The organism is Dyadobacter sp. SRI_021, assembly GCF_057586235.1.
On record NZ_JBYCZM010000005.1, the window covers coordinates 51,965 to 77,252 of the forward strand.

Sequence of the window (25,288 nt, forward strand, 5' to 3'; positions counted from 1 at the left end):
GTCGGGATTGTCTTGGTATAACCTTCAAAAAGTAATCAATAAAAGTAGAATACAAATGCTTTAAGTAACCCGTGCTTAACAAAAGGTACTTCTCACTTATCCTGCATTCCCTTATCTTTAACCAAAAAATTACGTGATGCTGGATATCGTAATCGAAGCCCGGAAGGCGGCAATCAGTGAGTCGGTGGTGGTGAAGCGGATACTTCCTTTTCGCCTCAGAAGAATGGTCGGGCCGTTTATATTCATGGATCACGCGGGGCCGTTGGGATCGGTTCCCGCCAATCCGTCGTCGATGGATGTGCTGCCCCACCCGCATATCGGACTTTCGACAGTGAGCTATCTGTTTGACGGACAGGTCACCCATCGCGACAGCACTGGCGTGCAGCAGGTCATCAAGCCCGGAGAGGTGAACTGGATGACAGCCGGCAGTGGTATTGCGCATTCGGAGCGTTTCGAAGATCCTGCGGCGCTGGCCGGCGGGCTGGAAATGATCCAGACGTGGGTCGCGTTACCCGAAAAGGATGAAGAATCTATCCCTACTTTCAGGAACTATACCAAAAGTGAACTGCCCGTATTTACCGACAAAGGTGTGTGGATGCGGCTCATTGCCGGCGACGCATTGGGCTTGTCCAACGGCGTCGAAACGCTTTCGCCGCTGTTCTATCTGCATGTCGTTTTGGAGGTGGGCGCTACTTTTCGCATTCCGGACGGGTATTCCGAGCGGGCTATTTATGTAGTGAAAGGCTCGGTGGAAACCGGCGGCCACTTTTACCAGCCCGGGAAAATGCTGGTTTTCAACAAGAATGCCGAGCCTATCGTCAAAGCCCGGGAAAATACCACGCTGATGCTGCTCGGCGGCGAGCCGCTTGGCGAACGTTTCATTTGGTGGAACTTCGTGTCGTCCAGAAAAGAGCGCATCGAGCAGGCCAAGGAGGATTGGAAACAAGGGCGAATTCAATTACCACCCGCCGACGATCACGAGTTTATTCCATTACCCGAGGATTACTTACGCCCCGCTGGTGCCCCTCCCGGACCGGAACCACTTTCCTGATAAGCATACAACAATACCGTTTTGCAGATTTCCTGGCATTTCAATGTACCAAGGAAATCTGCAAAACGGTTACACCTGCACTTTTCAGCCTGCCAGCCGCGACGGCGGTACGCCAAACATCTTTTTGAACGCAAACGAGAAATGCGAAAGGTCTTCGAAACCGATTTCGAGGTACACTTCGGAGGCGGCACGTCCCTTCTCTTTGATCAGGTAATGCGCTTCCTGCAATCTCCGCTGTTGCAGCCAGCGGCTGGGTGAAGTGTGAAAAATATGTTCAAAATCACGCTTGAATGTCGCCAGGCTCCGGCCCGTCAGGTAAGCAAAACGGTTCATTTGCACATTAAAATGGAAGTTCTTGTTCATGAATGCTTCCAGGTCGATCTTACCCGGCTCACTGAAATCGAACAAGATGTCTTTCATCGCCGGCGACGAGCGCAAAAGGATCATAACTGCTTCCCGCAGTTTCAAGGCCTGTAAATCCCCGTCTATCAGCTGATCGTCCTCACAGTAAGGCATCAGCGACTCCATAAATCCCTTCACCAGCCCGCCTCCTTTCAATGCAATAACCGATCCCGCTTCCTGACTTCGCGAGTGGTCGGCCTGATATCCGTGCTCCATGGCGAAACTCCGCAGTGTTTCCTGGTCCAGGTAAATAGAAATGGATTTGAAAACGCCATCTGCGGGTGGTTGTTTGATGAATTTCAACAGTTGATTACGCCTCGTAAACCGGTAATCCCCTGGTTTGAAAACGTACTCCTGCTCTCCGTTATTAATCGTGAGCGTCCCCGAAATCTGGTAGCTGAACACATGCTCGGGCGCAAACTGCTCCCCCTCACGGTTCCGCGTGAAATAGCAGGAATACGCGATGGGGGATTTCTGTTTGTTGGATTTAAGATCGGCCATGAACAAAGTTAGCTATTAGGCATTCTTTTTGATGCCCGAATACCATTTGCCCATGGAGGTTTCTAAAAAATCCTCCGACTCGTCGTGGTCGGTGGAAATGCTTACTTCCTCCCAGGCTTCCATTTCTGCCTTCCGGGCTTGGTCGGCACTTTTCAATATGCCGATCGCCTCGCTGCCGAGTACAAGGTGAACGGGCGGCGCGGGATGCACAGCCAAAGCCACCATCACGTCGGCAGCCTTTTCAGGATCGCCCACAGGCACGAATTTGCCGGATTTGAAATAATCGGTACGCTGGTTGACCATTTCGTAACCCTCGATCTGACGGGCGTAAGTCATGGAAGCGCCCGCCCAGTCGGTGCGGAAACCACCCGGCTCCACGCTCGTCACATGAATGCCCAGCGGTGCTACTTCCTTGGCCAATGCTTCGGTAAACCCACCCAGGCCGAACTTCGCCGCCTGGTACATGGTAAGCCCCGCATTGCCGACACGGCCTCCTATCGAACTGATCTGCAAAATACGGCCTCTCCCCTGCTGACGCATATAAGGCAACACGGCCCGGGTGATTTCGATCGGCGCATAAAGGTTTGTTTCCAGTTGGCTGCGAACCTGCTCGTCGGTATAAGCCTCAGCAGCACCGATGATACCGAAACCGGCATTGTTCACCAGCACATCGATGCGTCCGAAATGCGAAACTGCTTCGGCCACCACACTGTACACCTGCTCGTAATCCGTTACGTCCAGCGTTACAGGATAAATCTGATCGCCATATTGCGCAACGAGGTCATCGAGCTGCGCGATATTCCGCGCTGTGGCAACCAATTTATCTCCACTTTTCAAAACTGCTTCTGCAAGGTTGCGTCCCAATCCGCGGGAGCTGCCTGTAATAAACCATACTTTTGTCATTGTCTTGGTATTTAAGTACAATGCAAAAGTACCTCACGCCGCAGGGCCCGACTTTGCTGAAAAGCTCAGAGTTGCTTTGTTAAAAAGCTCATCGTCTCAACACGTAAAAGTATATTTCGGTGCGGATCTCAAAACCCAGCGACTCGTACACCCCTATTGCACGCGCATTGTCCGCCTTCACATGCAGGAAAGGCTGTTCGCCGTTCTGCTGAATGCGGCTTGCCTGCCGGAGCAACAAATGCCTGGCGTATCCCTTACCGAGGTGATCAGGATGGGTGCAAACGGCGCTGATTTCGGCATAACCTTCCGGGTGCATCCGCTGGCCAGCCATTGCCACAAGCTTGCCATCGTCGAAAATTCCCTCGTAATGCCCGAAACGAATAGTTTCCTCCAAGAATGGACCGGGAGCGGTAAGGCTGGTCAATGCTACCATTTCGGGCACATGTTCAAGGGTGAGCGGAATGGTCTCCGGGCCATTCGATCCCGGATTTGCCGTACCACGGTAAAGCATCTGGTAGCCGGGTACCGCCGCCAGAAGTTGCCATGGAAGAGGTATCTGCACGTTTTCGTTGCTTACAAATATCACGTTGTTGTCGAACGGAATAGCATCGTACAATGCTGTCATTCCTTCCAGAGCCGGGCCTTCCACCGCTACGAAGGGCGAAACTTCGGGCAGGAAATATGCCGAACCTCCCTGCACATTTCCAAGCGCGCGATTGTGCGTGCGCAATGCGTGCCAGGCCGGATTGTCGAGGATTTGTTTCATTTCAAATAGTCTATGCTAAGGCTGACTCACTTTGGCCGACCTCGTCCATCGGTCAACAACCGCCGGCCGGGCTTTGTTACATGTTCAGCAATAAAAAACAAAAAAGTGGCTGCCATAAAAAAGCAGCCACTTTTGCCAAAACACACGAAAACACTATTCGAAACAGAAGGCCGCAAAGCCACTTCATGCAAGTCAATAATGGGTTGTCAAACCCATATTTTGCGTACGCAAAATTGATATCACAAATATCGGAAAAGCGGCTCCGATCGACCCGCACGATCTGTCCGAAGGTTAGGACAATCTGAACATCCGCCCGATTTACCTCACCGGCTAACGGGCACCTGCGCGGAACTCCTCCGGTGTGAGGCCGGTCTGTTTCTTGAAGAAGCGGGCAAAATAGGATTGATCGCTAAATCCTAACCCATAGGCAATTTCCTTCACCGAATGCTGCCGGTGATACAGCTCCCGTTTCGCTTCAATGAGCATGAGCCGGTAGAGCAGCTTGCTCACCGTCGTTTTCATTTTTTCACGTAGCAGCTCATTCACCCTTTTGGGGGTAAGACCTATTTCCCGGGCATAAAATGCGGCCGACTTTTCCTGCCGGTAATGCATTTGCATCAATTGGAACAGCCTGACCAACCGATGATCTTCGGCTCCGGCTACCCTGTGATTGCGCTTTCCGAAACGATAAAGATGGGTAAGATAGGCAGTCGTATATTTTAAAAGCAGTGTTAGATCCGCAGCACCGGCGCATTCGAGGAGTATCAGGTCAAAGAGGTGCGTCAACGGCTCCTGCATCTCAGCGGGTATGACAAACGCCTCGTTCTCAAATGGCAGAAAAAGCTGACGTAAATGCGGCTCATCGATCCGGTCGAAAATATCGTGCGCGAACACGATCGTACGCGCACGCGGGAGCCTGGCCGCAGGAATAGAGTGAACCTGATTGGGTGCCAACAGAAACACCTCGTTAGCCCTAACCGGGAATGATTCGAAGTCGATATGGTGGGTACCGCCGGTCTCTGAAAACCAGACAATGGCAAAAAAGCTGATGCGGTGGCTCGGCGCATGATCCCCCAACGTGAGGCCGCTATCCGACGCCATAAAACGTGATGACGGTAGTTCATGAATTGGGAAATCGGTATGGTGTAGCATCACTTTTTGAACCTCGTTTTAGAAGCCTCCGGCATGTCCGACGGCAAGAATACGCAATTACTGCGATAAACGCCCAAATCTCACATCGCAGGATTAGCTACGACATCTGGCTCTTTTCCCAAAATATAGCATGCACAATACCTGGGCAAGCGGCCAATTTTTTCAGTTGAGATTCAGACCGACCGTCAAACCCAGGTAGGGTTTACCCTGATAAATCCAGTATTGCCGGTTGTCGTCGAGTAGGTGATCGATACCGAGTGCCAACCCGAAATTCAGCTTTTCGACGCCCATGAGGATACACAGCGCTTTCGACCAGATAAATCCGTCGTATTCCACATTGATATTGTCGTTCGTCACCCAGGGGTTCATCGGCGTTACCCCCACGCCCGTTGCCAATCCGGCTGAAAATCCAAGATGCGTCACCCTTTGGCTCAGCTTGCCGATCGGATTGCGCTTGTAGGAAAGTTCGTACGTGTCATTCCTGTAACCTATATACAAGGCGCCGTTGAGGTGATTACTCAACTGCGGGGTGAAGGAACTTGTGGAGGGGCGGTATTTAAAAGGTATCGTAAGTACATCGAGGTCGAACGTGTTCTTCCAATATTTGCTCGCCGCAATTTCCTTATCGACAGCACCTCTTGGATATACCTCTGGTTTCAGGCTCTTGCGGTCGGCCCTGGCCGTTTTCCAACCAGCTTGCAAATGATACACCAGCACAGAATCGTCGGCGTTCTCGACGTAAACCAGGGCTTTCCGGTTGTCCTCGTTCGTCTTGTAGACGCCGTCCGTCAACTTGTATTTGGGGCTGTCCTTTAATGCGCGGCAGGACGACAACGCCATCACTACCAATGGGAAATAGTAAATTTTGTTCATGGAAATCCAGGGGTAAGCTTTTGCCACTCCTCTTAAAGATCTATGCCACTTGCATTCGATTGCCCTAAACACAACTGCCGGAGCCTCGGAAGAGAGGCCCCGGCAGTCGGTTTTCTTAACGAGACGGCTGATCTTACATCAGGATTGTTCTACATGAAAGTGTGCTGTGCGTAGTATCAGACTCGGTTAAATCTCTGTTACCACCAGCCTTGTATACGCCATTGAGCCGTGCTACTGTGAATCTGACCAATTGAAGTTTGGACCGGGTTGATGCTTGTGTCTTCATCGGGTAGGTTATTGTTTTAAGTTATTAATAACCCGAAATAAGACACTTAAAACATTCTTTGTTAACTTTTTATACCAACATTCGCGAAGGTTCGACCAAAGTGCGAATCCTTTCGTGCAGGGTTATCGACGGGTATTTGTACGGAAACTTTAAATTCACTTTCGGTCTCTTCCTTTTCAAAGTTGTACCGTCCTGGGAAATAGATTGCTAGCCGTCTTTCAAGGTTAACCAACCCGATACCGCCACTGCCCGACTTACTACGCAGTGGTTGTGATGGCTTGCTGTTAGTTATTTCAAAATTTAATACGCCAGCGGAAACATAGACCTGGATGTCAACAAACGAATCGTGGCGAGTCGAATGCACACCATGTTTGAATGCATTTTCAACCAAAGTAATTAGCGAAACGGTCGGAACGCGGTATATATCCTTGATTTCCCCGTGCTGTTCGACATTAATATGGCAGCGGCGGTTGCTTCTCATCGATTCTAGTTCGACATACAAGTTCATATAAGCGAGCTCCGTTTCCAGTTTGATAAACTCATCGTTCATCTCGTAGAGCGAAAATCGTAATATTTCAGAAACTTTTTGAAGGTATTCAGCGGCTTCTTCCGAAACCGGCAAGACCTTGGCATACGCGGCGTTCAACACATTGAAAACGAAATGTGGGTTAATCTGCGACTTTAACGCCTTCAGCTCCATGTTACGCGCGTCGTCCTCAATCTTCTGCCTCATAAATCGCTCATTAGCTGCATACTTAGCTGTTTTTAAAGAAGCAGGCAATATAAAGAACTGCACATCTGAAATATCATTACCAAATACCAGCCATGCGGCCGGGTCGCGGTAATTAAATGATACGAGGTACATGCTAGCATACATCCTATACCTTTCAGTCATGTTTTCCAGCCCGAAAAAATGATCTACTGCCGAATATAATGCCACGGAAAACAGGTGGTTTACCGCTAATGCGAAGATGAAAAGAACCAGAAAAAGGAAGAAACCTTTTACATAGTCACGTAGAAGGTAAAAGAACCAGACACACAGGTAGTATTCCGGAATTACCTTCATGAAATACCCAAAGCTCGCAATGGATACGGTCGGATCAGCATTCTTCTTTAAAATCGTGGGCAATGCATAGGAGTAATGCAGCAAAATGAACAAGACCCAGAAAAGAACGTGATAGGAAATTCTTAGTTTTTGCGTTCGGGGAAACAGCAGCCTTTCTATCAATGATCCCCTTTTTGTAATATCGTTGTTCATTCAGCGAGTTATCTTTCTGTCAATTGGCGGAGCACCTCGTCGCGGGTGGGGGACACGGCGATCGACACTTTCATGCCGTTCAGCATGGTAACCATGTTTCCTTCTATCATCTTGATCATATTGCGGTTAACAATGTAGGACCTGTGTGTGCGTACGAATGTGGGTGAAGGCAGGCGGGTCGTCATGGCCGCCATGGAAGCCAACGTAACCAGCACTCCGTCGGTATAGTACACTTTAACATAGTCTTTCAATCCTTCCACAAAATAAATGTCCTTAAACCAGACACAATACATCTTGCGATCGGCGCGAATCCACATATATTCTTCCTGCACGGTCTCTGGGCGCTGTTCGGAAGGTTGCGGGGCTGGCACCTGCTGGCGATCCGCCACATCATCAGCGGCCGGCTCAGGAACCGACCGCACCCTTTCACGTGTCAAATGGCTGTCACCTATCAACCTCCTGACCTTCGTGACAGCCTTCAAAAACCGGTCGAACCCGATGGGTTTCAACAAAAAAGCGGTAACGTCGAATGAAAAACCGTCCACTGCATACTCAGGATAGGCGGTGGTCATGATCACGTGCGCATCCGGGGCGTGAACGATATTCAGCAGGTCAAGGCCCGACAGCTCAGGCATATTTACATCCAGAAAGATAATATCCGGCTTAACCTCCGGGATCATTTCCAGCGCCTCCAATGCATTGTAGCAACTTCCTGCGTAGGTCAACCAACTGAGTTTCGAGATCAGAAATTTAAGGACTTCATGAGCCGGTTCCTCATCATCCACAATGAGGCAACTAATTTTCCCTGTCATACTTAAACCGAGTCCGGGTAGTAACTTATGAACTTACTGCCCGCGCAAAGCAAATTCCGCTAGGCACAAACAAATGTCAAATGTGCCACTTTTTCCCTTCTTGCCAACTTAGACTCGTAATATTTTTTCAAATAATGATACACAACTAGCTCATGTTCACGCTGTTGAGCAACAAACAGCCTATTTAGGAACATATGGACCAGGCTACTGGCGAAGTGATTCAGAGAAATCTCGTTGCGAGGCAAAATCACCGACAGCGAAGCTCTGATGTGGATAGACCGCTTTTCAAGTAATGCTACGATGTCTTCGATACCGTTCAGCGCATCGTGCTCCGAGTCTAAAAAACTCCTGATTTCCCCAGTATGCTGGCGATATTTGTTGTTCAACTGGACATTCAGACAGGTATCTCCCCGAAACTCACGAAAGAAGCGCTCCTGCAACTGCTCGACGAATGCTTTTTTTTCTGTTAATGTTAAACCCAGGTCGTTCAGGAGCATATCCACTCCCCTCAGTCCTGTCAGCCACCGAAAATGCTCACCTTCGTCGCCCGAAAGCCTATTCAAAAGACCAGCCGTAGCAACGCTATCGGCAAAAAAAATGGATTCGATTTCCTCAAATGCCTGATGCCCGTATCGTTCCAGCTCACGCTTGTAAGTATCGAGCTGTATTTTGTGAACGGTCCCATTGCTCAAATACGGCTCCATCAACACATGCAATTGCACGAGGACAGTCTGCCAGAACGATTTATCGCTACCATGAAAAAAACGCAGCCGGATATGGTTGTCGGGGTCACCGTAGCGGATAAAAAACCATTTTTCGATGACACTTTCAGCCAAAAGACGGTCGGCAAACGGTTTAATGACCGATGTCAGCAGCCGATCAGCCGTGCGGGTCCCTGCGTAGATTTTCACATACAACCATTCACTACCCGTCATAAAATCGCGTCTGACGGCGGGCCGGGCTACCGATTGCTGCTCCCCACCTTGCCTGGGCAACGAGGAATCTTTTTTGTGCAAAAGCGGCAATAGAATCTCATTCAAATAGTTTTCTCCGTCCTTGCCCAGGAACCCGTTCTGTTCATACTCGGGAAACTCTGTCAACGTAACTTTGTCAAACTTCCTGATAACATCGGAAACTATCTCCACTGCAAAATCGGAATCTCCGTCGATCAGCAATTCGCTATCCCCTTGCCGGAGCTGAACAAAACGCGGAATGTTAAATGCGCTCCTGAGCACACGCCACTCCCTGGCTGTCAGGAAGCTGCTTCCTACAAGGTTCACCACCATCTTTTTATCAATATTCCAGGTGGCGCGGCTTAATATCCAATGCTTGTATTCAACGCGCGGCAAGAAAGTATGGGAAGCAAGATGCCCCCATTCCCAGCCCAGATAACGGTAATCATGCTGGTAGGTGAGCTCGCAGAGGAAACGGTACACCGGCAGCCCATCAGAGAAATTATGGGCATTGGTAAGTCGTGGAAAAACACGTTTGTTCAACCTTTTCGACCGCAATATCACCTCCCCGGAAACTGATACCGACACCATCAGGTCTTCCGGCAGGATCTGGTTTTCGCGTGGCATCGTGGAACCGGAGAGATAGGGTATTTCAAACTCCCGCAAATGCGGGCGCATGAGCACATTCCCTACGCGCGCCTCGGGCAGGTGCGCGATTTCTGCATACACCCCTTCTTCACCCAGTGCTTCCTCCTCGGCGACGGCGCTCTTCACCCATTCGGATAGCTGGCTGTTCCCGTGGCAAAACCGCCCGATCAGTTTCAGGCCCGAAGGCCCTCCCATCGCTTTGAATGCGAATTTGAAATTTCCATTATCGACATCCTCCTGCGAACCGGCAATGATATTTCCAAACAGGTAAAAACTATCCGGCGTCTGCGCAGTGTTGTCGACCCTCTTTCGAAATTCATTCAAAATATTATCTGTGAGGCAAATGCGCATCGTCTTATCTGCCATAGATTGCAGAAAGAGCCTGTCCCGAAGCTCCGCGATCGCAGAGACATCCGCTTGCTCAGATTTAGGTCGCCCAGGCCATTGCATATCGTCCAGCAACGGGAGGTTATCAGCCCTCCCTGCTATGGCGTCGCCATAACCGATTCCGGTTTCACAGTCCAGCACTTCCAGTAGCGGCATTTCGCGTCGTTCATACCTTGCCAGAAATCTCTTTTTGAACAGATCCAATTCCGGTATCGGGTTCCGGTAGCCCAGGCATGCCAGATTCTGATATTCCCTGGTCAGCGTAGCCACCACCTTTTCATGGATAGTGCAGGATTGCGTTTGAAGAAAAAGGTCTGTCTGCACCAGATCCTTGCTGCCTGTTGTAGCAAAATGCCTGGTCAACACGGCTTCTACCTCCCGGTATTTATCCACGCTCTGTTCACCCGATTGGAGCAGGTTGGCAATTTTGTTCAGTTGTTCCAGATCCTTCGCTGCTCCTGCTATCCCACGTAATTTGTCGACAATTGTAAAAAAGAACTCTTCGCCGGTGACCGTCGCCGCGAGCTCGGAAACAAGAATTTGTGCATGGATGATCGCGTCGACAAATTGCTCCGCTTCCTCCTGGCTAACATCTTCGCACACAATGCAATCCACCAACTCATGTATAGTAGCGCCATCGTGGGCCGTGGCAATAATCTTGTCCAGATAGGCGTCGCGATCTACCGACGCCAGTATGTACAGCCTTTTTTTATTATTTAATGTACTTTCCACATAGCGGTAAGTGTCGCCAATCGGGTAGAGACTTGTATTAGGGAAAAACTTCACCTCATTGCGAATGGTGCTTTTTTGCAAAAGCCCTTCCGACAATTCGGCAACGTAATTCATGTCCAGCCGCACATGTTTACGAAAAGGCTCAGCCTCGTCGAATGCAATACGGGTTTCCTGTCCCAGCTCACCCACAGCACATCCGGCAAAGAGGCCGTACGGAGTGCTGCGGGAGGTCATCCTGACGAGGTATTTATATAAAGTCTTTAGCAACTTGTCTACGCCGGTTCTAACCCGGCCCTCGATCAGCCCGGTGAACGAATGATATAATTCCGGCGAGGCTACATAAAGCGCCTCCAACATTGATGATTGCGAGAAAAAACGGATCAGTTCCCGCTCGAACAGCTCCGGCCGGTTGCCGGCCCGCTCATTGAATGTATAAAGAACGCTTAACGGCAGCCGGGGGCGTCTCAACACGAAGAATCCTTGGGATACAATTGACATATAATAGGAAGGTTTACAATCTCTGGATGAAGCTACCCACCAGAACTCACTGAAACCAAACTATTTATGCCAACGAGAATATTTTATCGACAAAGCTCCCGATACACAGGTCGGTCATTCCCGCATACTGTTTTGCAGTTCGTCGAACTAGATACATGGTTGGTCTAAAAAGTTCAGATCACACTCCCGTTTGTATTCACATTTGTGTATAAAAACCAACGGGTATCATGACGACATCAACAGGAATATCGGGGCTTTCGGCGATGATCGCTGCTGCTAAAATCGATGAGATCTACGAAGTTGTAAGTACACACAAAAAACAGCTGAGCAGTTTCGGTTTTACCCGGGGGTACCTCGGCGTTTCTGTTTTCACTTATTTATATGCGGTACATTCCGGCAAAAAGCAATACCTCGGTGCCGCCCGGGATGCATTCGATCATGCCTGCGACCTGGTCGATAGCGATCCGCTGAAAGCTTATCCGCTGGACTTCGCCAGTCTGGGGGCCGTCGCGCAATACCTCTGCCAGGTGAATGTGCTGGACCTTGACCCCAATGTTTTCCTGAGCGATATCGATGCTGTTCTGCTCAAAAAAATGCGTTCCGAACTGTATATCGGGAACCTGGGAGATTTTGACAGCGGGGCACTCGGGTATGGCATTTACTTTCTTCAACGGAGCTATTTCAACAGAGCATTGGCACAACCGGTTGTGGATGAACTTGTTCAGGGCATTGTGCGCTATGCAATATCCACGGGCGAGGGTTGTTACTGGAAATCGGGATTCAGTGGACGCCATTCGAAACCTGCCGTGTTCTCTCCTTCCGAAAATACAGCGGTGCTCATTTTTCTGGCACGGGCAATTGACATGGGCCTTTGCCCTGCCGACTTCCTGGAAGGGGTCGTCAATGAAGCGGTCGTTTATATAGAAAATCAGGAGATCGACGCAAATGCGGAAACCGGTTATGCGCTACTCCGTGTCGGTGCCGCATTCGGCAACCCTTCCTGGACGCGGGAAGGACTGGAAATGCTGAGAAAATTTGCAAAACGCCGACAAGGACATCCGAGCTCTACCCGAGATGCCGGAATACAAAACGGTGCCGCCGGCCTCGCATTACTTTTCGATCGCATTGCACGGCTTACCTACGACCAAACGCTTGAAAATGCCGCCGGCTTCTGGTACCGGCAAATCCTGCGGTTCGATATCCATCCCGACGGATTTGCGGGTTATAAAACGCCTGAAAACTCCTGGAACATGCAAAAAAACCTGGCGTTTGGCGAGGGCATCGCCGGCATCGGGAGTGCATTGGTGAAAGCGCTGCATCCCGAAAAAGTCGACTTCGACGACCTTATCTGGCATTTCTGACATAACGCTTCTTCAACATCCTAAGTAAATAGCGCCGGAGAAATTCCCCGGCGCTATTTGCATAAAAAGATTTAACACATGAAGCAATTATTTTGCTACAATGATCTTCTGCGACCTCACGCCTCCATCCTGGTTAACGACTTTCACCAGGTACATACCGGCACTAAGTCCGTCGACCCGGAACGTGCCACCTGCCGTAATGCCGGTTTCCTTCACAGTTTTCCCATTCATATCGATCACCGAAACGCTTTTCACATGATCCGCATGCTGAATGTACACGATGTCGCGTGCAGGGTTCGGATAAGCGAGCTGGTTAATGTTATCGAAAGTCACGCTTTTGATCGAACTGTAAGCGAATGTTGCGTCTTTATCCACCATTTTCAGGCGGTACAGGTTTTCACCGGCTAAGGGAGCAGTATCAGTAAAGGTGTATTTCACCAGCACTTTGCTTTCTCCGTTAGATGCCACAGCGCCTATCCTGTTCCAAACTTTACCATTCGCACTGCGCTCGATCTCAAAGCGGTCACTGTTGGTTTCAGCGGTAGTTGACCAGGCGAGTGAGGCCGTCGAACCTTCCTTCCGGGCTTCGAATGCAACCAGTGTGACCGGGAGCGCGATATTTGCTCCGAACGTGAATGCCGAATAGTTGTCGGGGATGACGCCGATAGCGGTAATACTACCCGTGCCGGCCAGTGTACCGGTGGTACCGCCCGCTTTGCCCAGACTTTCCCATTGAGAGGTAGCCGGATTGTACCCCACAATGATCAGATTCACCATGTTCGAGCTCGCGAGTGTGTTCAGATTGCTGGCGGCGTCCCAGGTAAGGGTGATGTTGACCGGCCCCGCGCCGTCCAGGTCCCAGTATTCCACAGCACTTACACCGGTAACATCGGAGTTCATGTTCGTCAGCGGAAACGGTGCCCCTGCTGGCAAAGTAGCCGCACCAGCGCTTTCTGACCAATATGCCGCCTTGTATACGCCAGACGTTGCAGGAGCTGAAATTCCGATTGTACGCAGTTTTGTGCCGTCACCGATTGGGAACACAAATGCACTGTTGCCGTCCTTGGACACGTAACCGTCGACATGGTTTGCATCATCCTGGCCAGTATAGGAAGCGGTAGTCCCGAAGCCCAGAATACCGGGTGACAGGGCACGGTTGGCTTTAATGATGCCAGGTTGAATGCCCGCACCGCCTGTGAGGAAAGTATGCGTACCGAACACGGTCATCTGCGTGCCTTCCGAGATGACCGTATTTCCCTGGCTACTCGACTGCGCGGCCGCGGGGTCGGTCATTAGCGTGAGCGACAGGCACAATGCCGCGCTCAGGCCAAAGAGCTTTTTATGGATGATTTTGCGCATAATTCACTCATTTTGAAATGATAGCCTCAGATTTCTGCTGTTCGGCATTGCCCAACATCGCTTTGATGCTGGCTACCTCAGCTTTGAGCGCATTCATTTCGCTCAATTGCACTTTCAGTGCGGCGATTTCCTTTTGCTGATCTTGAACGGCTTTTACGAGAAGTGGGGTGATTTTACCATAGTCAACCATCCAAGGCTTTTTACTGACATCATCACTACCTTTTGTGACAGCGTCAGGGAATACCTTGAAGAGATCCTGGGCGATAAAACCAGTTATTTGCGTTTTTGTCTCGTCATTGATGTAATTGTAGTCCACCACACCAACTTTCATGAGGTCTTCGATTGAGTAATGCGTGTTTTTAATGTTTTCTTTCAACCGACGGTCAGAAGTTAAATTATAGGAAACGCCTGTACCTGTGCGCGAAATACTTCCTATCGGATTGGGCTGGTTACCAATCACGAATTCAACAAAGTTTTCTCCACTAGCAGAACCCTTTCTGGCCAAAATCATGTTTGCGTTTTCGCCAGAAGCCTGATTGATGATTTGAGCCCTATCATTGTCGGATGGAGCGTAAACAAGCATTGTCCCATTTGTTCCCGAAGTACCAGCGACAAGACCATTTCCAGTTGCATTTTCAGCTCCGGAAAATATTACGCCGGCAACGTGCAAGGGCCGTGCTGGGGTAGACGTACCGATTCCAATCTGGCCGTTTTTATTCATAACCATCCGCATCACATTAGAACTACCACTGCCAGTCTGGAAGGCAAGCGCACCTTCATCGCCGGCAGCATCATTCCGAACACCAATTCTAAACTGGTTCAATTGAGTAGACGTATTGGTAAAATCAATGGCGCCTCCCGCGTTCGCACCCAGCGTCGGCGATCTGTAAAGTTGTAGAATGCCACCCGGCGAAATGAGCGTCTTACCCAAGTTATTTTCGCGCAAGGCTACAATTTGCCCTCTTCGGGAAATCAAACCGGTCTTGTTTGACCCCGCATCGCTGGTCGTTGTAAGTCCAGAGTAAAAGGGGGTACTGGCCGGAGCACTGTATGGGTCCCAGGCGCCATTTCTGCAAATCCATTGCTGGCCTTCGGTGGCACTTCCCTCCAAAACATCTACCCAAATATTTCCTTCTGTACAGCCTCCGGTCGCCGGTGCCGGGCCATTTTCATATTGATAACGATCAGGAGAAATTTCACTTACCAGTCTTACCCAGCGGTTACCGTCGTAATAATACTCGCCCGGTGAGATCCCATTATCGCCAGCGACAGTGGCCGTATTGTACACATGCATGCCCGCTACGGCGTTGTCGACCGGTGCTTTGGTACCAAGGCCCTGAAGTGCGACCCGAGGCAACAAAAGCGCCCTAGTAGCACTTTCCAGCTCTAGAATCGAACTTGGATTAATCGAATTCGGGTTATCCCCGATCTTCACCTGTGCCATCAAAGGCGAACCGACAAAAAGCAAACCGGTGGTAACTCCAAGTGCACCGGCAGTGCGTGTTAGTAGTTGTTTTACTTTCATTGTTCAATTGGTTTTAATTAATAATCATTGAAAACAGTATGGAATTGAAAGGGTGATTAATGCTGGATAAAAGGATACACCGCTACCGCTCGAAAACAGGGCTTTGCCGCCTGCTTTTAAATGGACATAGACGATCTTCTCGTAAAATGAATGGGGCTTAAATCAGGCCGCCGTCCCGAGGAACAGGGGCCTTGTTTGTTGCATACCTGCGATGCAAACTATATCTACAAAGTAGCGGGAAAAATGTATCCGATTCGATGGACGGACAAGGCGAAGCGAACCCAGCAATCGTACAATAAACTCATTTACAGTTAGTTGAAAATGGAATTTTTCACAAAGCATAGAAACACTTCTATTCTTTTTCCTCGTCAGAAATAGAGTATCAATGGAGATATTTTTATCCCGGTATTGAACCGGGAAAGGTATCCTATTTCTTACGGGTTGAAATAACATCACCCTTGGACAGATGATACATCTCAACCCGCCTGGCCAGATCCAGCAGATTAGTTACACCCAGCTTTTTAAAAATGCGGGCCTTGAAAGTGCTGACTGTCGTGCTTTTTAAATTCAGCTGACCGGCAATATCTTTCGTCCATTTACCTTCCAGCAACATCTCCATGACCACCAGTTCTTTGGCCGACAAAAGCTCGGCCGGGTCGGATACACCCTGTTGCAGCATGGAGCCCAGCATTTGTGCCCGGACCACCGGACTGAGGTATTTCTGCCCGCTGAGCACAACCCGGATCGCCTCCTGTAATTCAGTTGCTTTAGATTCCTTGGAAACAAATCCGGCAGCTCCCGCGCGTATGCAATGCACGCCATATAGTTCTTCTTTTTGTCCGGAAAAAACGAGTATGGGCGCACCAGGTTGCTGTCCACGCAATTTTTCGATCGTCAGTAAATGGTCGGTACCCGGGATATTCAGGTCGAGAATAACGAGTTGGTAGCGCTGCGAAGAGACTGCCCGTGCCGCTTCCTTGAAGTTAACCGCAGTGTCAACGACCGCATCGCTGATCATTTCCTGGATAAGCATACTGGTGGCGATTCGGACAATATCGTGGTCTTCAACGAGTAAGATTCGGGTGGGGAGAGATTGCAATGGTATCGTGGTTCTCAATAATGTCCCCAATTAACAAAAACTCCCTGAAATTCCATTGAAAAGTGTAGTACTATGTTTACATCCCAAGACCAACATCTCCATTGTGTGGACAGCTCTCCCTGCCTAGTTTTGATCCATAAGGCCTCATCCGCCCATGTTATGAATCAAATATACTACCATTAATGAATGCATTACTTATTGAGGATCACGCCGTTGTAAGGATGGGCATGCGTCTGGTGCTACGCGAATTATTTCAAAATGTAACGGTTTGGGAATCGGAAAATTATAATGAGGGTCTACGCACCGTTCAGGAGAAACCGGTCGATCTGGTCATTCTTGACATTCATCTTCCCGGCGGCCAGGATGTGAAGATGATCGATATGATCAAAAGAGCGAGCATAAATATAAAAATACTGATATTCAGCGGATTACCTGAGGATAAATATGCACTGAAATATGTACAGGCTGGGGCGGATGGTTATTTGTCGAAGCGATCGGATCCTGGGATGTACGGGGAAGCGGTATGGGCGGTGGCGAACGGAAAGAAATACCTCTCCGACGCGGTCCGACAGCAACTGGTGACGCAGTTGCCACATAATTACAACAAAATAAAACGACGGAAATGGATCGGATTGACGGACAGGGAGTTGGAAATCAGCAGACTGCTCATCAAAGGTTTGTGGACCAAGGAGATCGCTACCCAGTTGGAGCTGAAATTAAGTACCGTCAGTACGTTCAAGAAGAAGATTTTCCAGAAATGCGGCGTCACGAGCGCGATCGAACTTTCCAAAATCATCGACGACGTCGCTTCCACGTCCTGCTGACTTTCAGCCTCCTGCCGGGCAGGTTACCGCAACATTTCCATTTTCTCCGACAACGCCACCAGATTGCTCACTTGCAGCTTTTTGAAAACATTCGCTTTGAACGTGCTGACAGTACTTTCTTTGAGGGTAAGCATCTCGGCAATAGCCCTTATTTTGTTCCCTTCCAACAGCAAATGTACCACCAGCCGCTCCCGTGATGTCAACATTTGTAGTGGGTTGTGGTCAGAAGCGTCCACGTTGGCAATCACCTGCGAAAGCAGGCTTTCCTGTATCGCTTTGCTAAAATACGTCTTCGAATCCAGCACCATATCCATTGCAATCCGCAATTCGTCGCCAGAAGCATCCTTAGACAAGAAACCATGCGCACCGGAAGAAACCGAGGGAAGCGCATAGGTAGCTTCGCTCATCGAGGAATACACGAGGATCTTGCTGCCCCGAGCGATCGCCCGCATTTCCCGTATCGTGTGCATACCCCCGCCGGGGATACCGATTTCTACGATAATCAGGTCAAAAAATTGGTTTTCAATGGCTCCCTGGGCTTGCTCAAGCTGTGCCATCAGCGTAACCCTGGCCTGCGGTTTGTGGTCTTTTATTTCCCGTTTAATGGCCGATCTCATCAGAGGATGACCGTCAATAACGAGCACTTTCATAGTACGATGGGTTAACGCTTAAAATGGGTAAAATGAACGGCTCCGGAGAGCCGTTTTTCAGCGTGTGTATAGTGTCTTGTTTTATTGCAAACCTGCATTTCAGGATGATAAAAACTTCTTTCAGACCACCAAAATCAAACGATTGTCACTATACGTCAATATCAAAATTACTCCCGGTTATGGTATGCTATCAGATTATTATTGCACCAAAACTAACTAGAAATACATCGTATTAGCTCGTGCCGATCAAAAGTAGGCCATAGAAAGATTTCTATTAGTTTCTAAAACCGACTGCTTTTTGCGACAATTCAAATGTATCGGTCACATTCATTTTCTTATAAATGCGCTTTTTGTAAGTGCTTATGGTGTTGCATTTTACGTTGAGCAGAAAGGCAATCTCTTTTGTCGATTTTCCCTGCACCACCTCGTTCATTACCATCCGCTCGCGCTGCGAGAGCATTTCGAGCGATTCCAGGCCTTCTTTCCGATGGTTCGAATCCATCATTGAAACCAGCGAAGTCTGTAAATCCACGCTCAGATACTTGCCGCCGAAACCTACAATGGCAATAGCCCTGGCGAGATCGGCGGGCTTTTCACGCTTCATGATGAACCCATCGGCACCGGCCCGAAGCGCCGGCAAGGCAAATATCCGCTCCGACAGGCCAGAATAAAATAATATAGAAACACCCGATCTGACAGACCGAAGCACCTGGATGATCTCAGACGGAACCAGTCCGTCTATTTTCACCTCGGTGATCACCAGTTTGATATCAGGATTTTCCCGGAGAACGCTTCGGGCTATTGTCAGGTCCGCCGCCTCAAAAAGCCTGTAATCGTCGGAAATGGTTTTCAAAAATAGCCGCATTCCGGTGCGCAGCAGCGTTTGGTCGTCGATGATGAGGATTTTCATGATGGTAAAGGCCTATGGGCCGGTCAATACAGACAACGGCGCACCAGAGAGACGCGACGCGAAAGAGAAAAAGTTTATACCGGTGACATCAGTAAAAGTAGGATGAAACTATTTTTGTTACAATGGCTCTATGGTAAATAGGGCATAGAATGATTTCTATCATTTCCGAGCGGGTATTTACGATTGCTGATCATCCTTTTATTATTAGGCACGGAACGATTTCACTTACTTTGTCTGAAAATCCAGACACGCCTAAATCAAAACTGTACTTTCAGTGAAGGATCAGATACAAGAGAATGCGACGGTAGCAGCCCACGCCGGCTGTGTCGTGAAGTTGGCGGGAATCTGTATCTGTGTCTTACTACATTTTTTCACACTGTCAGCCGCTTCGCAGCCTCCGGCAAAAACTGCGGGATACGCTCTTCGGCACTATACCAGCGAAAACGGCCTGCCTCAAAATTCGGTAGCCACCATCGCGCAAGATCGCGACGGCTTTATCTGGCTGACAACCTATAACGGGCTGGTCAGATTCGACGGACAGGCGTTCCTTACGTTCGGTAAAACGGGGCTGGGATTGAAGAGTAATATGTTCGTGGGCTTTCTTCCTGACGCCGGCCGGCTGTACGCGCTGACGAATGAGCACGACTACGTTAAAATCACCGATGGCCAGGCCGTGAGTGAGGTACCCTCGCCGGTTAGACGCATCCGTTCGATGTTCAAAACCAGGGAAGGGTTTTATGACTTGTTCTTTTCCAAGGGACATGCCGATAGGCTCAATATGAACTGGTTTCTGCTCGACCACACGGATTCGTTCAAAAAGCTCTGGTTCCCGTCCCACTATGTATTTTTCGTCCCGCAATCAAACGGCCATTTTTTCATATGGCAGAAAAACGGAGGCATTGACTTTTACGCCAATTGGAAAAAAGAGAAAAGCTATCCCACACGGATAAGCTGGCCAAGAGGTGTTTTCAGGATCGGAACCAGTTTGTACAACGACGACCAGGCTGGCAATATCGAACTGCTGGCACCCGGCCCCGGAGCGGACGTTTCGGCCGGAAAAATCAAACTAACGGCCTCGCTGTCTCACGATCCAAGGCTGGACCTGGGCAAACCATACCTGGTTTATGCCCCGGATTTGTCGATGAACGCATTCATTTACCAGGATAACAAATTGTTCATGCTTTCGGAGAAGCGTCCGGGAAACATTCAAACAAGACTTTTGCTCGACGACTTCGACTTTCAGAGGAATAATGTAGCTTCTGTATTCTTTGACGAAAGACATCGAAGGCTCTTCCTCGGAACGCTCAGCAACGGGCTGTTTATCTTTGATTTTCATCCATTCGAAACACTGACAGTCAGCAGTAATGAACGGGAAGCAAATGTCTATTATGCGCAAACGGCTTTCTGGGATAGCACCGTAATTACACCGTCCTTTAATGTACTGGGCAAAAGTACTGCCGGCAACACGATCGCCTTCCAACTGTCCCGACCGGCGGGGCTTACGATGAATAAGCGTACTACGCTCACCAGCAGGAATGGTGACATTTGGTGCGTAAGCAATGATATGCTTTACCGCTTCGACGCAAAAGGCGGCAAATTGAAAAGACAATGGAATGCTGGCGGCGAAATATCCCATATATATGAAGACAAAACCGGAAGAATCTGGCTGGGCACCCGGTTCGTTGGTTTGCGTTACATTGATCCCACAGAAAAGGGGATGCCTGTGCGCCTGTTCACACCCAAAATCCCACGCATTACCTACATGCTGCAAGAAGGCGCGGAAACGCTCTGGGTCGGCGCAGACACGGGATTGTTCCGCGTTAACTTGGGTCGGAAAACTTTTTCACTCATACCACACACCGGGAACGTTTTCGTTAAGAGCCTCTGCATTCCGCATCCGGGAGAGCTCTGGTTCACTACCCGCGACCATGGCCTTTGCCTTTATCAAAATGGCAAACTCACAACGTTCCCTGTGGATAAGAACCACTTTATGGTCTCGGGACATTGCCTGGTTTTGGATAAGAACGGCTATTTCTGGATGCCCACGAACAATGGCCTGTTCCGCATTCTTCGCAAAGACTTGCTGGATTTTACCACTCACCGCGACAGCACCCGGCTTTACTACCACCGTTACATCAAGCGGGACGGTTTTCGGATCGACGAATTCAACGGCGGTTGCCAACCGTGCGCGGTCCGTCTAGGCAACGGTTATGTATCACTGCCTTCCCTCGACGGGCTGGTATTTTTCGAACCGGAGCAAACACCGGTCGATGTGCCGGATTCAAAAATCTTCATCGACCGCATTGAAAGCAACTCTCAAAACGTGCCCATGGAAGGTACCCAGGTAAAACTGCCGGCAACGGCCACCGATTTGAAGGTATTCATTTCCTCACCTTACCTCGGCAACCGGGAAAATCAGCAGCTTTACTACGCGGTAACGAGCGACCGGAGGGCGGAAACCCCTCAGATCTGGTTTCCGATTGAAAACGAGCAGCAATCCATTCACCTCAACAACCTGGAATCGGGCACCTACACGCTGAGAATCCGTAAAACTGGCGGCTTTGGAAGCAATTCGGAGCGATTAACTTCCCTGACCGTCATCGTTCCCTATCAATGGTACGAGACCTGGCCGTTTAAAGTGCTGATGGTAATTCTCGCAACGGCGACCCTGGGGATGTATTTCAAAAGCCGGCTAAAAAAGGCGGATAGACTTAACAAGGTGCTCGAATCCCGCGTATCCGAAAAAACACAAAACTTACAGGACACGCTAAACGTTCTCAAAATTTCGGAACAGGAGCTAGTCAAACAAATACGACTTCAAATGCATCTGATAGGCTCTATCAGCCATGACATTCGCAGTCCGCTCCGGTTCGTGCAATATACGTCATCACAAATCCCCGTCTTGATTCAAAAGGGTGAATACGATTTGGCGGAAAGCATAGGCGCCAGTGTGAGTGAGTCTTCTGAAAAAATCCTGCTGTTGCTGGAAAATATGCTTTCGTATGTTAAATCCCAGGTTTCGGGCGGTTCCGTGGCATTCGAGGCCGTAGCTATTCGCAAACTGGTGGATAACGTCGCTGCCATTTTCAAAGACGCGTTTATAATCCGGCAAAATACATTTGTCAACGACATCCCGGATTCGTTGATCGTCAGGTCGAACCAGCAGTTGCTGAAAGTGATCCTGCACAACCTGATCGACAATGCCAACAAATTCACATATCAGGGAGCTATTACTGTAAGTGCCCGCCAGGACGACGGCATAACCACATTGTCGGTATCAGACACCGGCGCCAATCTTCCGGACGCCGTGCGGGACTGGTTCAACGATGGCAGCACGGCATATCCGGAATCATCAGATGGTGAACAGGGTGTTAACGGCATCGGTCTGCTGATCGTCAGGGAGCTGGCCGAACTGCTGAATGCAGAGGTCCGTGCGGATGCAGGTCCCGGGGCAGCATTTTTGATAAAGTTCGGCAAACCCGGCGAATGGTGATCTGAAAGCAGTTGCTCCGGCCTCAACGCCAGCCCACACTCATCCCCACGCCCGCGTGCGAAGCGAGCGCATTAGGCAGCAGTGGCGGGGTGTAGCGTAATCTGAGCATGTAAATCCATTTTCGGGATACAATGTGAAAGCGAAAACCGGCCACACCGGAGGGCGTCAATAATCGCTGCTTCTTTGTATCGTAGTAAATGCCGTTGTCGTAGCGGTCGACGAGGAAACCACCTATTCCGGCTTCAAAATAGCTTTCGACCAGATAGTTGCCCGGCTGAGGAATGCACGATCTCCGTTTATAAGGATTTAATACGAAACAATGCGTCAGAGCCGCTAAGACAGTAGGGCTCCGAAAATTTACGCTGGTAATGACCCCAATACCCGCCTGAACATTCCAGAATGATTTTTTGAGATAACCGAAAGCTGCTTCGGCAGTAACCGCTGCCTTGGGCGCAATACCGTATGCGTCAACTCCAAAAGCCCCGCGCGTGCGCGTATAGTACGGCTGCGCGGCGGCATATTGAGAAAAGAAGAAGAGGATTACGAAATATCTTGATAACACGTATAAAGGCTTTGCCTCTTAACGGTTGAGAGTGACTGATAATTATCCCGGTTTTAATTTTGAATTATTCAATTACCTATACCAAAACTAACTCCCTAATAATCAATAATAAGAATATGTAGAATATACTAATTTCTTGTCGCCGTTAAAGCACAAATACCAGCGCTCATTCTTGCCGTTGCTGAGATCGAATGTATAACCCCGGTTGTCTTCATATTCATTGCGAAAACTACTGTTGAAGTTTACAAAGTTGTCGAGGTTAAAACCCATAAACTGCGAAGACGCAGCGAACAAATCGCGGAAATAGGTGATTTCCTTGTTAGTGAGGTTTGATGCTCCAAAACCCGGCCCACCATTGAAATCCTGATTAAACTGACGTATCCTGTTAAAGGCGCCGACCCATAACACCTGCCCATCTTCCTTAAAAAGAATGGGAAGGCTAGTCGCACCAAGGAATTTGACAGAAACCATATACTGCTTGGTTCCGTCGGGCATTACATTGACCGTACACTGGGAAAAAGCCAATTCATTATTATTGATAATGTACTGGCGGCTCGCCTCATTAAGGTTGGTGAGCGAATTCACAAATGCCGGGTTCGGCTTGTTTCGTGCAGCAATATATTGCTGGATCACATCGGGCAAATCCTGAATTTCGTTTGTAACAAATCCTCTTTCATAACTTGTAAGTGTTGCGCCCCCATTAACGAACCGCACTAAATATTTCAACCCATTCAATTCATAATCAGCAGCATACAAATTCTGTTCATTGAGATATGTAAGCTTTCTGTAATTGCTCAATTTACCTCCCCGGATTGTCAGGCGCTGGATCGAAGCAACCAGTGAATCCGGTACCGCTTCTCCGACCGTAGCAGCCAATCTGAGAATATCGGATGTACCGACGATTGCATTATAGCCGGTATTGTTATTTTCAAAAGACAGCTCATACACCCGCCCTTTTTCCACCTCTGAGAGGCCTTTCAAATTGGTTGCCGACGGGTATGATTCATAAATCAAATCCTGAACTGACTGCGGTAATTCCAAAGAAGGCTGAGGCGCAGTTCCTGGATTTTCAGGGGATTTACATCCATGAATGGCTAACAGTACTATTGCGAAAAGTAAAAAGAATCTCATTGTTTTTCGGCGTAGTTTTGCGGACTCAAATCATAGACCTGTTTTCGAGTTTCAAACGTTGCCCGATATGGAAATAAATCATTTCCGATTTTAGTCCTCAAAAACATTTCAAAAAAATTCCTCGGCTCAGGCAACATTTTCCAGCGACTCCCCTGTCTGTTAGGCAAACATGTCGGTAATACGCTCTATTATATATTAATGAACTTCGAAAAGATTGCACTTTTTGTCACAATCCTCTGCTTATCGATTCTGATCGGCTGCAATAAGGTTGTCGATGTGCAGGAACCCGATACTGAAACCGTTCCCGAGGCCACCATTACGGCTATAAAAAACGACTACCCGAATGCCGAGAAGTTTGTGTTCAAAACTTTATTGAAAGACAAATTATGGAAAGCAAAATTTGTCAGCAATGCTTCCAATTTTGAAACGCAGGTGAGCCCTACGGCGATCGTTGCCCAGGTTTACCGGGAGTCTTCCGATATCACATTATACAAAGACCTGACCGACAAGCTGAAAGTAAGAGGAGGAGCAATTTCCGGCGTTCAACTGGCCGACAAGGCCACCGATAACGGGGCGAGAATGAAATACGTTTTCAATGGCAAGCCGTTCCTGCTGGATTACTATATCCTCAACGACTGGCACATTATTAAACTGACTTCGAAAGCTCCTTCCGAGTCCATTGCACTGGAAGTCGTGGATTTACCAGAGAATATTCAATCGTTCTGCCAGCAAAAGGCCATATCGCTGACCAACGCCACTATCAATCTGATCACCGATTCCGAAGGCAAAAAAGCCTATTACATCTATCCCGTGGCGCAATTGTATCCGGTTATCTTCAATGAGGCAGGCGAATTGTTGTGGATAGCCCGCAATTCCAATGGCTCGAATGTCGTCAACAAGCCTAATAATGAGGTAGGCAATGCGGAACTGCTTGCGAAAGTGAGCGAGGGATATGAGGACTTCACGACGCCCACCGCTGTCGCTTTCGAAGCGCAGTTCGACAGCCTGAAAAGTATCCGGTATGTATTCCAGAAAAAATCCGGGGTGGAAGGCACACGCACATTCATTAACGAACTGAGAGAAGTTTTTGTCAACGCCGCCACAGGGGAAATCATTTATGACCAATACTCATCCTATGTTTTTAGATAGCTT

Annotated in this window: 20 protein-coding genes; 5 read left to right on the forward strand and 15 right to left on the reverse strand. The window is 49.0% G+C overall.

The genetic code is table 11. The features are described from left to right. The first annotated feature begins 136 nt into the window (after nt 1–136). Nucleotides 137–1,051 carry a pirin family protein gene (locus tag AC2YIT_RS16350; RefSeq protein WP_487279846.1) on the forward strand — a complete coding sequence of 305 codons (915 nt, stop codon included), beginning with the start codon at nt 137–139 and terminating at the stop codon, nt 1,049–1,051. A gap of 84 nt (nt 1,052–1,135) precedes the next feature. Here AC2YIT_RS16350 and AC2YIT_RS16355 read toward each other — a convergent pair whose 3' ends face one another. The 8 genes from AC2YIT_RS16355 to AC2YIT_RS16390 form a co-directional block, all read right to left on the reverse strand. After that, on the reverse strand, nt 1,136–1,954 hold the full coding sequence (locus AC2YIT_RS16355; protein ID WP_487279847.1) for a helix-turn-helix domain-containing protein: 819 nt from the start codon (nt 1,952–1,954) through the stop codon (nt 1,136–1,138). A 15-nt stretch (nt 1,955–1,969) separates the two neighbouring features. After that, on the reverse strand, nt 1,970–2,857 hold the full coding sequence (locus AC2YIT_RS16360) for an oxidoreductase (protein WP_487279848.1): 888 nt from the start codon (nt 2,855–2,857) through the stop codon (nt 1,970–1,972). A gap of 88 nt (nt 2,858–2,945) precedes the next feature. Next, nucleotides 2,946–3,623, reverse strand: coding sequence for a GNAT family N-acetyltransferase (locus AC2YIT_RS16365; RefSeq protein WP_487279849.1), 678 nt, complete (start codon nt 3,621–3,623; stop codon nt 2,946–2,948). Nucleotides 3,624–3,953: 330 nt separating this feature from the next. Beyond that, entirely contained in the window at nt 3,954–4,775 is an 822-nt protein-coding gene (locus AC2YIT_RS16370; RefSeq protein ID WP_430848691.1) for a helix-turn-helix domain-containing protein, read from the reverse strand. 162 nt (nt 4,776–4,937) lie between these two features. Then, nucleotides 4,938–5,648 carry a hypothetical protein gene (locus tag AC2YIT_RS16375; RefSeq protein ID WP_487279850.1) on the reverse strand — a complete coding sequence of 237 codons (711 nt, stop codon included), beginning with the start codon at nt 5,646–5,648 and terminating at the stop codon, nt 4,938–4,940. Between the two features lie 347 nt (nt 5,649–5,995). Further along, nucleotides 5,996–7,192, reverse strand: coding sequence for a sensor histidine kinase (locus tag AC2YIT_RS16380; RefSeq protein ID WP_487279851.1), 1,197 nt, complete (start codon nt 7,190–7,192; stop codon nt 5,996–5,998). An 8-nt stretch (nt 7,193–7,200) separates the two neighbouring features. Next, nucleotides 7,201–8,004 (reverse strand): LytR/AlgR family response regulator transcription factor, encoded by an 804-nt coding sequence (locus AC2YIT_RS16385; protein WP_430848697.1) that lies wholly within the window; start codon nt 8,002–8,004, stop codon nt 7,201–7,203. 59 nt (nt 8,005–8,063) lie between these two features. Further along, nucleotides 8,064–11,222, reverse strand: coding sequence for a lantibiotic dehydratase (locus tag AC2YIT_RS16390; RefSeq protein WP_487279852.1), 3,159 nt, complete (start codon nt 11,220–11,222; stop codon nt 8,064–8,066). 227 nt (nt 11,223–11,449) lie between these two features. Here AC2YIT_RS16390 and AC2YIT_RS16395 point away from each other — a divergent pair, with 227 nt between their 5' ends. Further along, a complete protein-coding gene (locus AC2YIT_RS16395; RefSeq protein ID WP_487279853.1) occupies nt 11,450–12,583 on the forward strand; it encodes a glycoside hydrolase family protein in 1,134 nt (377 codons plus the stop codon). An 87-nt stretch (nt 12,584–12,670) separates the two neighbouring features. Here AC2YIT_RS16395 and AC2YIT_RS16400 read toward each other — a convergent pair whose 3' ends face one another. The 3 genes from AC2YIT_RS16400 to AC2YIT_RS16410 all read right to left on the reverse strand — a co-directional run bounded on the left by AC2YIT_RS16400 (nt 12,671) and on the right by AC2YIT_RS16410 (nt 16,596). Next, nucleotides 12,671–13,942: a T9SS type A sorting domain-containing protein gene (locus tag AC2YIT_RS16400; protein ID WP_430848703.1), complete on the reverse strand. Its 1,272-nt coding sequence runs from the start codon at nt 13,940–13,942 to the stop codon at nt 12,671–12,673. 7 nt (nt 13,943–13,949) lie between these two features. Continuing rightward, entirely contained in the window at nt 13,950–15,467 is a 1,518-nt protein-coding gene (locus AC2YIT_RS16405) for a tail fiber domain-containing protein (RefSeq protein WP_430848705.1), read from the reverse strand. Between the two features lie 427 nt (nt 15,468–15,894). After that, nucleotides 15,895–16,596, reverse strand: a complete 702-nt coding sequence (locus tag AC2YIT_RS16410; RefSeq protein ID WP_430848707.1) for a response regulator — start codon at nt 16,594–16,596, stop codon at nt 15,895–15,897. 152 nt (nt 16,597–16,748) lie between these two features. On the opposite strand from AC2YIT_RS16410, the gene AC2YIT_RS16415 reads away from it, so the two are divergent. Beyond that, nucleotides 16,749–17,390: a response regulator gene (locus AC2YIT_RS16415; RefSeq protein ID WP_487279854.1), complete on the forward strand. Its 642-nt coding sequence runs from the start codon at nt 16,749–16,751 to the stop codon at nt 17,388–17,390. 23 nt (nt 17,391–17,413) lie between these two features. On the opposite strand, the gene AC2YIT_RS16420 is transcribed toward AC2YIT_RS16415, so the two are convergent. Together AC2YIT_RS16420 and AC2YIT_RS16425 are read right to left on the reverse strand one after the other, a co-directional pair. Further along, complete coding sequence (locus AC2YIT_RS16420; protein ID WP_487279855.1) at nt 17,414–18,040, reverse strand: response regulator; 627 nt, start codon at nt 18,038–18,040, stop codon at nt 17,414–17,416. A gap of 274 nt (nt 18,041–18,314) precedes the next feature. Further along, nucleotides 18,315–18,950, reverse strand: coding sequence for a response regulator transcription factor (locus AC2YIT_RS16425; protein WP_430848713.1), 636 nt, complete (start codon nt 18,948–18,950; stop codon nt 18,315–18,317). Between the two features lie 274 nt (nt 18,951–19,224). On the opposite strand from AC2YIT_RS16425, the gene AC2YIT_RS16430 reads away from it, so the two are divergent. Then, the gene (locus AC2YIT_RS16430) at nt 19,225–22,443 is read left to right on the forward strand and encodes a two-component regulator propeller domain-containing protein (RefSeq protein ID WP_487279856.1); all 3,219 of its coding nucleotides are present in this window, start codon (nt 19,225–19,227) and stop codon (nt 22,441–22,443) included. Nucleotides 22,444–22,465: 22 nt separating this feature from the next. Here the strand turns inward: AC2YIT_RS16430 and AC2YIT_RS16435 are convergent, their stop codons facing one another. Both AC2YIT_RS16435 and AC2YIT_RS16440 read right to left on the reverse strand, forming a co-directional pair. Then, on the reverse strand, nt 22,466–23,005 hold the full coding sequence (locus AC2YIT_RS16435) for a hypothetical protein (RefSeq protein WP_487279857.1): 540 nt from the start codon (nt 23,003–23,005) through the stop codon (nt 22,466–22,468). Between the two features lie 102 nt (nt 23,006–23,107). After that, a complete protein-coding gene (locus AC2YIT_RS16440; RefSeq protein ID WP_487279858.1) occupies nt 23,108–24,136 on the reverse strand; it encodes a hypothetical protein in 1,029 nt (342 codons plus the stop codon). A 198-nt stretch (nt 24,137–24,334) separates the two neighbouring features. Here AC2YIT_RS16440 and AC2YIT_RS16445 point away from each other — a divergent pair, with 198 nt between their 5' ends. After that, nucleotides 24,335–25,285 (forward strand): hypothetical protein, encoded by a 951-nt coding sequence (locus AC2YIT_RS16445; protein ID WP_487279859.1) that lies wholly within the window; start codon nt 24,335–24,337, stop codon nt 25,283–25,285. Nucleotides 25,286–25,288: the final 3 nt, after the last annotated feature.

Bases quoted from the DNA above. Each gene is read 5' to 3' on its own strand.
- AC2YIT_RS16350 (WP_487279846.1), top strand. From the start codon at position 137: ATGCTGGATATCGTAATCGAAGCCCGGAAGGCGGCAATCAGTGAGTCG.
- AC2YIT_RS16355 (WP_487279847.1), bottom strand. From the start codon at position 1,954: ATGGCCGATCTTAAATCCAACAAACAGAAATCCCCCATCGCGTATTCC.
- AC2YIT_RS16360 (WP_487279848.1), bottom strand. From the start codon at position 2,857: ATGACAAAAGTATGGTTTATTACAGGCAGCTCCCGCGGATTGGGACGC.
- AC2YIT_RS16365 (WP_487279849.1), bottom strand. From the start codon at position 3,623: ATGAAACAAATCCTCGACAATCCGGCCTGGCACGCATTGCGCACGCAC.
- AC2YIT_RS16370 (WP_430848691.1), bottom strand. From the start codon at position 4,775: ATGCTACACCATACCGATTTCCCAATTCATGAACTACCGTCATCACGT.
- AC2YIT_RS16375 (WP_487279850.1), bottom strand. From the start codon at position 5,648: ATGAACAAAATTTACTATTTCCCATTGGTAGTGATGGCGTTGTCGTCC.
- AC2YIT_RS16380 (WP_487279851.1), bottom strand. From the start codon at position 7,192: ATGAACAACGATATTACAAAAAGGGGATCATTGATAGAAAGGCTGCTG.
- AC2YIT_RS16385 (WP_430848697.1), bottom strand. From the start codon at position 8,004: ATGACAGGGAAAATTAGTTGCCTCATTGTGGATGATGAGGAACCGGCT.
- AC2YIT_RS16390 (WP_487279852.1), bottom strand. From the start codon at position 11,222: ATGTCAATTGTATCCCAAGGATTCTTCGTGTTGAGACGCCCCCGGCTG.
- AC2YIT_RS16395 (WP_487279853.1), top strand. From the start codon at position 11,450: ATGACGACATCAACAGGAATATCGGGGCTTTCGGCGATGATCGCTGCT.
- AC2YIT_RS16400 (WP_430848703.1), bottom strand. From the start codon at position 13,942: ATGCGCAAAATCATCCATAAAAAGCTCTTTGGCCTGAGCGCGGCATTG.
- AC2YIT_RS16405 (WP_430848705.1), bottom strand. From the start codon at position 15,467: ATGAAAGTAAAACAACTACTAACACGCACTGCCGGTGCACTTGGAGTT.
- AC2YIT_RS16415 (WP_487279854.1), top strand. From the start codon at position 16,749: ATGAATGCATTACTTATTGAGGATCACGCCGTTGTAAGGATGGGCATG.
- AC2YIT_RS16420 (WP_487279855.1), bottom strand. From the start codon at position 18,040: ATGAAAGTGCTCGTTATTGACGGTCATCCTCTGATGAGATCGGCCATT.
- AC2YIT_RS16425 (WP_430848713.1), bottom strand. From the start codon at position 18,950: ATGAAAATCCTCATCATCGACGACCAAACGCTGCTGCGCACCGGAATG.
- AC2YIT_RS16440 (WP_487279858.1), bottom strand. From the start codon at position 24,136: ATGAGATTCTTTTTACTTTTCGCAATAGTACTGTTAGCCATTCATGGA.
- AC2YIT_RS16445 (WP_487279859.1), top strand. From the start codon at position 24,335: ATGAACTTCGAAAAGATTGCACTTTTTGTCACAATCCTCTGCTTATCG.